The sequence below is a fragment of the Massilia timonae CCUG 45783 genome, from assembly GCF_000315425.1.
GTDB classification, from domain to species: Bacteria; Pseudomonadota; Gammaproteobacteria; order Burkholderiales; family Burkholderiaceae_D; genus Telluria; species Telluria timonae.
In genome coordinates, this window is the sequence record NZ_JH992922.1 from 1,484,810 (window position 1) to 1,486,168 (window position 1,359).

Below are 1,359 nucleotides of genomic sequence, written 5' to 3' on the forward strand. Positions count from 1 at the left end.
GAATTGCTGCAGCAGACCCGCTTCGACAGCCGTGCCGATTTGCAGACCACATTGATGAACTATTTGAAGCTATACAACCACCACATTCCGCAGCGTGCACTCGATGCAAAGACGCCCATCCTCGCGCTCAAAGAATGGCAGCAAAAACGGCCGGAATTATTCGTTAAGCGGGTTTATGAACAGGCGGGACTTGACAAGTAGTAACCCGCGTTCTGGCACTTCTCACCTGCGAAGAATCGTTGGGTCGTCATTTTAGAATTGAGTGTGGACGATTCGATTTCTTCTACGCGTTCAAATTCTCCCTCTACAATTTCTACAAAGCACCAGCGGGTTGGACGCGCCATGAATGCATACCGTGCAACCACGCTCGGCGCTAATGCGAGATCCAATGTACTGTTCGCGAATTCGTCGCTCGCCAGGTCTGGGTTTGATAAATTTGCCCAAACAAAATCACGCATCGCTGCCTGATCGACCCATAGCTTGGATCGCCCTACAGCCGCCAAAGCTGCGAGTCCTAAATCGTTAAATGTTGAGCTAGGAATAATTTTGCCACCTCGTGATCCATTCCAGGCAAATTGCAGCGATGCATTCGGATCATCGATAGCGATATATACACCAGTTCGTGGTGGAATTTGGTCCGTGTCTGAAATAATTTCTGGCCTCGCCTGGAACTTTGGAATCATCTGTAGTTCCGAAGCATGTTCCGCCCATGCCATTGTAAGGCCGAAGTCACTCCACCAACTTACCTGATAGCTTTTTTGCATTGTCGTATCTATGTTGCGCGCATAATTTGAAAGCTCTGCAAACATAGCGTCAAATTGCTTTTCTTCTTCAATAGTGGCCCATTGCATAGAATATTCACTTAATCCTCGAGCGCACTGATGAGTGCCTGTAACATGGAAAGAGTTTGATGAATGATCCGATATGTCCTCAGCAATAGACTGTTGAAAATCAGCTAAAAACTGCCAGGCATTATTTGACCAATTCTCAGTCGTGTCTCGGTCACCCCATTGTTTGCTGTGTAAGAAACGATCGCGTCCTTCTAGACGACTTTGATTAATTTTTCCTTCGGCGAATGATTTTATCTGGTTCACGCGATCACGAAGTCCCTCCAAGTATTTCAACGACGAGAAGTAATATAGGAGCGCAGCTTGCTTTTTCTGCCATGCAGTGAGTGGAAGGTCGTGGCTCATAACAGTCCTTAATCAAGATGATTTAGTGCTGGATTCTGGTAACTTGCCCAGGTAAGGAGGGGAGGCCTATCCCACCTCGTTATACACAAGTCCGCCAGCCTCACCACGCCGGCTGAAAATCCCGTTTACTTTCAATGACTTGCCAGCGCCCTTGTAAACCTTTGCA

The 1,359-nt window shown here is 47.4% G+C and carries 1 protein-coding gene and 1 pseudogene; one reads left to right on the plus strand and one right to left on the minus strand.

Features of this window, described 5'->3' with window-relative positions; all coding sequences use genetic code 11:
- Nucleotides 1-201: pseudogene (locus HMPREF9710_RS06260) on the plus strand (IS481 family transposase); the annotation flags it as partial.
- Here HMPREF9710_RS06260 and HMPREF9710_RS27730 read toward each other — a convergent pair.
- The gene (locus tag HMPREF9710_RS27730) at nt 174-1,193 is read right to left on the minus strand and encodes a hypothetical protein (RefSeq protein ID WP_005664897.1); all 1,020 of its coding nucleotides are present in this window, start codon (nt 1,191-1,193) and stop codon (nt 174-176) included. The pseudogene HMPREF9710_RS06260 and the gene HMPREF9710_RS27730 overlap by 28 nt on opposite strands.
- Nucleotides 1,194-1,359: the final 166 nt, after the last annotated feature.